The 8,791-nt window shown below is 72.3% G+C and carries 7 protein-coding genes and 1 rRNA gene; 5 read left to right on the top strand and 3 right to left on the bottom strand.

Annotated elements, in window-relative coordinates; translation table 11 throughout:
* The coding region (locus tag ACWERV_RS36090) for a type IV secretory system conjugative DNA transfer family protein (RefSeq protein ID WP_452941059.1) at positions 1-1,181 on the top strand (1,181 nt) is incomplete at its 5' end.
* Positions 1,182-1,730: 549 nt separating this feature from the next.
* Here the strand turns inward: ACWERV_RS36090 and ACWERV_RS36085 are convergent.
* Positions 1,731-2,732 (bottom strand): hydroxyacid dehydrogenase, encoded by a 1,002-nt coding sequence (locus tag ACWERV_RS36085; RefSeq protein WP_452941058.1) that lies wholly within the window; start codon positions 2,730-2,732, stop codon positions 1,731-1,733.
* A gap of 298 nt (positions 2,733-3,030) precedes the next feature.
* Between ACWERV_RS36085 and ACWERV_RS36080 the strand changes: the two genes are divergently transcribed.
* The 4 genes from ACWERV_RS36080 (at position 3,031) to ACWERV_RS36065 (ending at position 7,786) form a co-directional block, all read left to right on the top strand.
* Positions 3,031-3,885, top strand: a complete 855-nt coding sequence (locus tag ACWERV_RS36080; RefSeq protein ID WP_452941061.1) for an ABC transporter permease — start codon at positions 3,031-3,033, stop codon at positions 3,883-3,885.
* Between the two features lie 65 nt (positions 3,886-3,950).
* Positions 3,951-4,814 carry a carbohydrate ABC transporter permease gene (locus tag ACWERV_RS36075; protein WP_398192139.1) on the top strand — a complete coding sequence of 288 codons (864 nt, stop codon included), beginning with the start codon at positions 3,951-3,953 and terminating at the stop codon, positions 4,812-4,814.
* Between the two features lie 31 nt (positions 4,815-4,845).
* Positions 4,846-6,495, top strand: a complete 1,650-nt coding sequence (locus ACWERV_RS36070) for an extracellular solute-binding protein (protein WP_452941056.1) — start codon at positions 4,846-4,848, stop codon at positions 6,493-6,495.
* Positions 6,496-6,667: 172 nt separating this feature from the next.
* A complete protein-coding gene (locus ACWERV_RS36065) occupies positions 6,668-7,786 on the top strand; it encodes a LacI family DNA-binding transcriptional regulator (RefSeq protein WP_452941055.1) in 1,119 nt (372 codons plus the stop codon).
* A 34-nt stretch (positions 7,787-7,820) separates the two neighbouring features.
* On the opposite strand, the gene ACWERV_RS36060 is transcribed toward ACWERV_RS36065, so the two are convergent.
* Positions 7,821-8,540, bottom strand: a complete 720-nt coding sequence (locus ACWERV_RS36060) for a sigma factor-like helix-turn-helix DNA-binding protein (protein WP_452941053.1) — start codon at positions 8,538-8,540, stop codon at positions 7,821-7,823.
* Between the two features lie 156 nt (positions 8,541-8,696).
* Positions 8,697-8,791 (bottom strand): 5S ribosomal RNA (gene rrf / locus ACWERV_RS36055); the annotation flags it as partial.

Genomic DNA, 8,791 nt, shown 5'->3' with positions numbered 1-8,791 from the left:
GCCGCCGCGGCCGCGCACCGGGCGACGCGCACGGCAAGGGCGACGGGCTGGACGCGTGGTTCCGTACGGTGCCGCAGGCGGCGCCGCCGCGCGCCGCCGACCCCGTCACCGCCGAACTGCCCCCGGTCGCCGCCGCGCCCGAGCCGCGCCCGGCGGCCCTGGACGGCGGCGAGGTGACGCGCACCTACGCGCTGTTCGCCGGGCCGCGCGGCGACCAGGCCAAGCGCGTCGTGCAGCCGGCCGTCCTCGCGGCCGCGGGCCCGGTCCTGGTCACCACGGCGGACCCCGACACGTACCATCAGACGGTCGGCAACCGCAGCAAGCTCGGGCCCGTCCACGTCTACGACCCCGCGCACCTGCTGGACGTGCCCGGACGGCTGCGGTGGGCGCCGCACGGCGGCTGCGAGCAGCCCGCGACCGCGGGGACACGGGCGGCCGCGCTGCTCGCCCCGCTGCGTACGTCGCGCGCCGACGAGGCCATCGTGCACTCCACCGCCGTGACGCTGCTGCGCTGCTGGCTGCACGCCGCCGCGGTCGACGGCCGACCCTTCCGCCAGGTCCACCGCTGGGCGGCGGGCGGCCAGGCCGCGGCCGACGCGGTGCGCATCCTGCGCTCCGACCCGCACGCGGCCTCCGGCTGGAGCGGCGAACTGGAGTCGGTGCTGCACGCGCACCCCGACCGGCGGGACGCCGCGCAGGCGCTCATCCGGCAGATCCTGGAGCCGCTGGGCTCCGTGCACATCCGCGACGCCTGCAATCCGCCGCGGACCGGGGGGCTCGACGTGGAGTCGTGGGCCGCGGAATTGGGAACGCTGTACGTGGTGGGTGAGCGGGTCGAGGACCCGCGGGCCCATCTGGGTGCGATGCCCCTGCTCACCGCACTCGTCTCCAGCGTGGTCGAGCACGGCCGGCGCATGGCCGCAGGGTCACCCGCCGGCCGGCTCGACCCACCACTGACGTTCGTCCTCGACGACGTCGCGGCGCTCGCGCCGGCGCCCGACCTCCCCGTCCTCCTCGCGGAGGGCACCGCGGCGGGCCTCCCCACGCTGGCCGTCCTCCGCTCCCCCGAGCAGGCCGCCGCCCGCTGGCCCACCCCGCTCTGGCCCGCGGCCGATCTCCGCCTCACCCTCGACCCGTCGGCCACGGCGTCCGTGGTCCCCGACGCGCTGCCGCTGCGCTAGCGGAGGGGGGCGCTCCGTTCTGCGTGGTGCGGTGCGGTGTGCGACCTTCCCTGCGGTGGGGGCTGAGCGCGCAGTTCCCCGCGCCCCTTTCGCGGCGCCGCCGCCGCTGGGTCGGGGGCCGCCACGGGGCACCTCCTCGGAATGCGCCTTCACCCTCCTACGTAGTAGGTGAGCCCCTCCCAGCGCATTCCTGCGGGGGCACCCCGCACCGTCCCCCTCCAGGCCGGTTCAGCGGCTGCCTGCCGGGAGAGAGTTCCCGTTTCCAGGGGCGCGGCTGCGCGCGACAGCACCCGTTTTTCCGGGGCCCGGGGCACAGCCGCGTGGGAGAGTTCCCGTTTTTAAGGGGCGCGGGGCACAGCCGCGTGGGAGAGTTCCCGTTTTTAAGGGGCGCGGGGCACAGCCGCGTGGGAGAGTTCCCGTTTTTAAGGGGCGCGGGGAACTGCGCGACAAGCCCCCACCGGGCGGACGATCGCGACGCCTACCGCAACAGGCACCCCCTGGCGCAAAGGGGCGCGGGGGCTGCGCGCTCAGCCCCCGGCAGGGGGGAGGTCAGGCGATACGCGCGAGGTCTTCCGCGGCGACGGCGCCGCGCAAAGGGGCGCCGGAGAGGAAGCGTTCGACCTCGTCCACCGCGTACGCGCCGAGGCGGGCGACCTCGGAGCCCTGGCAGCCGGCGATGTGCGGGGTGAGGAGCACGTTGCGGAGCCGGTGGAGCACGTGCTCCTCCGGCAGCGGCTCGGGGTCGGTGACGTCGAGGTACGCCTCGATCCGCCCGCTCTCGCATTCGCGCGCCAGCGCTTCCGTGTCGAGGAGGCGGCCGCGTGCGGTGTTGATGACGGCGGCGCCGTCGCGCAGGGTGCGCAGGCGGCGGGCGTCGAGGAGGTGGTGGGTCTCGGGCAGGTCGGGGGCGTGGATGGTGACGATGTCGGAGGCGGCGCAGAGTTCGTCGAGGTCGACGAGCCGTACGCCGAGGGTCTGGGCGTCGTCGGGGGTGACGTACGGGTCGGCGAGGAGGATCTGGAAGTGCGCGTCGGCGGCGCGCAGCCGGGCGATGACGCCGCGGCCGATGCGGGAGGCGCCGATGACGCCGACGACGGCTCCGTCGGCGCCGCGTCGTTCGGCGTGGGCGGGCTGCTGCCCGTGGTGATAGCCGGCGGCGTAGCCGAGGGTGCGGCGGGCGGCGAGGGTGACGGCGGCCATGGTGAATTCGATGACGGGTGCGGCGTTGGCGTCGGCGGCGGAGGAGACGGCGATGCCGCGTTCCCACACCTCGGGCCCCACGTGGTGCTTGACCGTTCCGGCGGCGTGGATGACGGCGGCGAGGTGCGGGGTGCGGGCGAGCAACGCGGTGTCGATCCGGGGGGCGCCCCATCCGGTGAGGAGGATCTCCGCTGTGGTGAGGGCCGTGTCGGAGGCGGGGTCGGCGGCGTCGGTGACGAGCAGCGGGTGGACGTCGGCGAGCGTGTCGAGCCGGGCGCGCAGCGGTGCCGGGAGGACGAGGTCCACGATGTCCTGCTGCATCGCCAGCACCAGCTTCGGACGCTCCGCCATGTCTGCCCCTTGCGTGTGATCGCCGTGTAATCGGTTACTTCCTGATGCACTCACATTAGGTGCGTGCACCCCATGGGTCAACGCTTTCCCGTGCACAAGGGCTTGACCCTGTCGTAGTAACCGGTTTAGGTTCCCCCCACCTCAAGGCGTCGAGGAGGACGCAATGGCGATAGCCGAACGGGACGCCACCGGCCGCACAGGGGCGGCGGGTGCGTCCGGTGCAGACGGACGGGCCGGACGGGCGGGGCGTGGGACGCGCCTCAAACGGCTGCGCAGGGACTGGGCACTTCTGGTGCTGATGGCCCCGGGCGTGGTGTACTTCCTGGTCTTCCACTACGGCGCGCTGGCGGGCAACGTCATCGCGTTCAAGGACTACGTCCCCTTCGACGGCCTGTGGGCCAGCGCATGGGTGGGCTTCGACAACTTCCAGACCATGTTCGGCGACCCGGACTTCTGGCACGCGCTGCTCAACACCGTGGTGATCGCGCTGCTCCAGCTGGTCTTCTTCTTCCCGGTGCCGATCGCGCTGGCACTGCTGCTGCACAGCCTCACCCGGGACAGCGTCCGGCGCTTCGTGCAGTCGGTCGCCTACCTGCCGCACTTCCTGTCCTGGGTGATCGTCGTGGCGGTCTTCCAGCAGGTGCTCGGCGAGACGGGCCTGCTCAACAACGTCCTCGGCGACGCGCACCTGCACACCGTGAACGTCATCGGCAACCCCGAGGCGTTCAAGCCGCTGGTCATCGCCCAGGTCATCTGGAAGGACTGCGGCTGGGGCACGATCATCTTCCTGGCCGCGCTCGGCCAGGTCGACGAGCAGCAGTACGAGGCCGCCGCGCTCGACGGGGCGGGCCCGTGGCGGCGGTTCTGGAACGTCACACTGCCCGCGATCCGGCCGATCATCGTGCTGCTGCTGATCATGCGGCTCGGCGACATCCTGTCGGTCGGCTTCGAGCAGATGCTGCTGCAGCGCGCCTCCGTCGGCACCGGCGCGGCCGAGGTCATCGACACCTTCGTCTACTTCAAGGGCCTGGTCGGCGGCGACTACGGGTACGCCGCCGCGGCCGGCCTGTTCAAGGGCGTCGTCGGCGCCGCACTCGTCTTCGCCGCGAACAAGGTCGCGCACCGCCTCGGCGAGCAGGGGGTCTACCAGTGAGCAGCTTCGCCCAGGGCCGCCGCCGGCCGCGTCCGGCGGCCCGCCGCCCCGCCCGCCCGGCGTGGATGGAGCGCCCGCGCCCGGTCACGCAGGCCGCGAAGGCGGTCGCGCTGGTCGCGGTCGTGCTGCTGGTGTGCGTGCCCTTCCTGATCATCGTCGCGACGAGCCTGGCCTCGACCGACGAGGTCGTCGCCAACGGCGGCTGGGTGCTGTGGCCGCAGCACCCCACGCTGCGCGCCTACCACCAGCTCTTCGACGGCGGCATCGTCACCCACGCCCTGTGGGTCAGCGCCGGCATCACGATCGTCGGCACCGCGGCGAGCATGGTCTGCACGATCGGCCTGGCCTACGCGCTCAGCCGCCGCGATGTCTTCGGCGGCCGGCCGATCCTGCTGCTGATCCTCTTCACCTTCCTCTTCCCGCCCGGCATGATCCCCTCGTTCCTGCTGGTCAAGGGCCTGCACCTGCTCAACGGCTACAGCTCGCTGGTCGCCCCGGTGCTCATCAACGTCTTCAACCTGGTCGTGCTGCGCGGCTTCTTCCAGTCGCTGCCCGAGGAGCTGTACGAGGCCGCCCGGCTGGACGGCGCGAGCGAGTGGCTGATCCTGCGCCGCATCGTGCTGCCGCTGTCCAAGGCCGCGCTCGCCGTGGTGGGCCTGTTCTACGCGGTGTCGTACTGGAACGCCTGGTTCTACGCCTCGATCTACCTCGACTCCGGCAAGTGGCCGCTCCAGCAGGTGCTGCGCACGTACGTCATCGGCGGCGCGCAGCTCGCGGACTCCGGTGTCGGCGACGCCTCGCAGGTCGCCGCGCCGCAGACGATCCAGATGGCGGTGCTGGTCGTGGCGACCGTACCGATCCTGCTCGTCTACCCCTTCCTCCAGAAGTACTTCACCAAGGGCGTGCTCACCGGCGCCATCAAGAGCTAGAGCAACAAACCCCTCTCCGAAAGGACCTCCCGTGAGTACCCCGTCGTTCTCGCGGCGCTCCCTCCTGCGCTCGATCGCCGCAAGTGGTGCCGCCGTGGCCGCGCCGTCCGTTCTCGCCGCCTGCTCCACCTCGGGCAAGAAGCACGACGTGGGCAACGCCGGCAAGAAGCTCGCCCCCTGGCCCGCGTACGTGCCCTTCTCCGGGCCCGCCCCCGACCTGCCCGGCACCGCCGACGGCATCCAGCCCGGCTACCTGAGCTACCCCAAGGAACTCGCCACCGCCGTCCACGACAAGCCCGGCAAGGGCGAGACGATCAAGGTGATGACGATCACCTACGGCACTCCGCCCAAGCCGGCCGGCGAGAACAAGTTCTGGACGGCGATCAACGAGGCGCTGGGCATCAAGCTGGAGTTCACGGTCGTCCCGGACTCCGACTACATGACCAAGATGGCCACCATGATGGCGGGCAACGACCTGCCCGACGTCATCAACTTCGGCGGCGGCCACACCCTCCCCCGCGAGGCCGACTTCGTCGTCTCCAAGTGCGCCGACCTGTCGGACTACATCTCCGGCGACGCCATCAAGGCCTACCCGAACCTGGCGAACCTGCCCACGTACGTCTGGCAGGACATGGGCCACATCAGCGGCCGGCTGTGGGGCATCCCCGTCCAGCGCTCGGCGCCCGGCAACTGCCTGTGGATCAACAACGACGTCTTCACCGCCGCCGGGATGAAGGACGGCTGGACCTCGGACGACTTCCTGGAGGTCGCCAAGGCCGCCACGCACGGCAGGAAGTACGGCCTCGGCTCGTCGGCGCCGCTGCTGTTCGGCGAGACCATGCACTCCATGGCGTGGGGCGCCCCGCAGGAGTGGAAGCTCGACGGCGGCGCCTTCGTCAGCGCGTACACCACCGACGAGTACCGCGCCTCCATCGAGTACATGCTCAAGCTGCGCCAGGCCAACCTCTACAACCCGAACGTCCTGGGCACCTCGACGGTCGACTGCAAGACCTTCTTCTACAACGGCACCGTCGGCTCCATGGTGGACGGCTTCGGGGCGCTCAGCACCTCCATCCCCAGCATCAAGGACGCCTTCGTGCTCGACGCGGCCGTCCCGTACACCCCCTCCAACGGTGCCAAGCCCGGCATGCAGCGGGCGAAGGGCGCGTGGGGCTACACCGTGCTGAAGAAGACCACGCCCGACCGCATCAAGCTCATCCTGCGCGTCCTGGACTACCTCGCCTCGCCGTTCGGCACCAAGGAGTACGAGCTCAACCACTTCGGCGTCGAGGGCACCCACTTCACCCGCGACAAGAACGGCTCGCCCATCCCCACCGAGCTGGGGCAGGTCGAGAACCCGGTGCAGCTGCCGATCAAGTACCTGTGCGACGCCCCGCAGGTCCTCTACCTGCCCGGCCGCCCGGACGTCGTCCAGCGCAACCACGCCTGGCAGCTCAAGGTCGCCCCGATGCTGGTGAAGAACCCGCGCTTCGGCCTCCAGTCCGAGACCGTCAGCCGCGTCGGCGCCGCCGTCGACCAGCTGCGCACCGACACGATCGGCGACATCGTCAGCGGCCGCAAGCCCCTGAGCGCCTGGGACGACACGGTGAAGAAGATGCGCAACCAGGGCCTGGACCAGATAGCCGAGGACTACGCGAAGGACTACGCCTCGAACCACTGACACCCACACCCGGCACACCGCCGGAACGGGCAGCAGACCACGGACGACCACGGACGCGCACCGGCCCCGCGCCGCCGCACCCGGCCCACTACGCTGGGGCGGCGGCGCACGGCCGGGGCGGACACCGGCAGCACCGGGCACACCGGTGCGCCGGGGACATCGGATGGCGGGGATGGCGGAGACTTCACCAGGGCCGGGCAGCACGGCAGGACCGGGCAGCACGGCCGGCGGCAACGGCACGCGCCGCGTCACCATCCGCGACGTCGCGGACCGCGCGGGCGTCTCGGTCGCCACCGTCTCGCGTGTTCTCGCCGGGAACTACCCGACGTCGGCCGCGGCACGCGCCAAGGTGCTGCGGGCCGTCAAGGACCTCGACTACGTCATCGACGGCCGCGCCCGCGCCCTCGCCGGCACCGGGCCCAAGACCATCGCCGTCATCGTCTCCTCCGTCGACAGCGCCTTCTACGCCTCCGTCGCCCAGGGCGTCGAGCAGGAGGCCGCCGCCCGCGGCCGCCTGTGCATGGTGTGCAGCCACGGCGGCGACGAGGCACGCGAACTGGCCCTCGTCCAGATGATGCGCGAGCAGCGCTGCGAGTTCGTCGTCCTGGTCGGCGGCGCCGTCGAGGACGAGCGCTACCAGGCCCGGCTCGGCGAGTACGCCCACGGCCTGGCCGCGGCCGGCTCCCGCCTCGTGCTGTGCGGCCGCCCCGCGCCCAGCCCCGACATGCCCGTCCTGGTCGTCGAGTACGACAACGAGGCCGGCGCCTACGCCATCACCAGCCACCTGCTGTCCGCCGGGCACCGCGACGTCCTCTTCTTCGGCACCATGCCCGGCCACACCACCATCGAGCCGCGCATCGCCGGATACCGCCGGGCACTCGCCGACCACGGCCTGCCGCCGTCCGCCGAACGCGTCGAGGGCATCGGCGTCGGCCGCGCCCACGGCTACGCCAACATGCGGCAGATCCTCGCCGACTGCGCCGGACGGCCCGACTTCACCGCGGTCTTCGCCGGGGACGACCAGGCCGCGGCCGGCGCGATGGCCGCGATGCGCGAGTACGGCCTGCGCACCCCCGAGGACATCTCCGTCGTCGGCTACAACAACGACGGCCTCGCCCAGGACCTCAACCCCCCGCTGACCACGGTCAACATCCCCGCCTACGAACTCGGCCGCGAGTCCGTCCGCCTCGCCCTCGCCGAGGAGTCCGCGGGCCCCCGCTCCACCACCCAGTCCCGCCACCTGCTCGGCACCCACTCCGTCCTGCGCTCCAGCGTCCGCCGCCTGCCCTGACGGCCCCCGCCCCGCAGATCACCCCTCGCGCAGGTCACCTCTCGTGCAGGGACCGCGCCATCCCGAAGACCCCGAGCAGCCCGGTGTCGACGAACCGCGTCATGTCCGCCACCCGGCCACCGGCGAGGCCCAGCACCATCACGCCGTGCGCGTGCGCGATCGACGAACCCCGGTCCCGCCGGTAGAGCGCGAACGCCGGCTGCCCGTTCGCCCGCACCGGCCGGAGCACATAGCCGCGCCCGTCCGCGAAGACGACCGTCCGCAGGAAGTCCGCGACCGCCGACACCCCCTCGTACGTCGCCTCCACCGGCGGCATCGTGAGCCGCGCGTCCGCCGTGAGCAGCTCCACGAGCGCCGCGACGTCCCCCGCCTCGAAGGCCCGCGCGAACGCGTCCACCACCCGCCGCTCCTCCGCCGACCCCGGCAACGGCGCCCCCTCCCGGTCCCGCCCCGGAAGCGCCGCGTCGAGTACGGCCCGAGCCCGCCGCAGCGCCAGGTGCACGGCGTTCGCGGTCGTCCCGAGCATCACCGCGACCTCCGCGGCCCGGAAGCCCAGCACGTCCCGCAGCACGAGCACCGCCCGCTGCCGCGGTACGAGCTGCTGCAACCCCACGACGAACGCGAGCGACACCGCCTCCCGTGCCTCGTACCGCGCCTCCGGCCCCGGCTCCCGGTCCGGCAGTGCCGCCAGCAGCGGCTCCGGGTACGGCTCCAGCCACACGGGCTCCGCGGGCCGCCACGTCTCCGCCGCCATCTCCGGACCCTCCTCACCGCGTACGTCCGCCCTCGCCTGTACGGACACCGGCCGCCACGGAAAACTGTCCCGCTCAGCGGTCCTGAACGCGGTCCTGAACGCAGAAAAGCGTCAGCCCCCGTGCTGGGCACGGGGGCTGACGCTTCATCAATATTCGTTCGGCGGTGTCCTACTCTCCCACAGGGTCCCCCCTGCAGTACCATCGGCGCTGAAAGGCTTAGCTTCCGGGTTCGGAATGTAACCGGGCGTTT

It is taken from the genome of Streptomyces sp. NPDC004031 (assembly GCF_053604375.1).
This window is presented reverse-complemented; position numbering and strand designations above follow the sequence as displayed.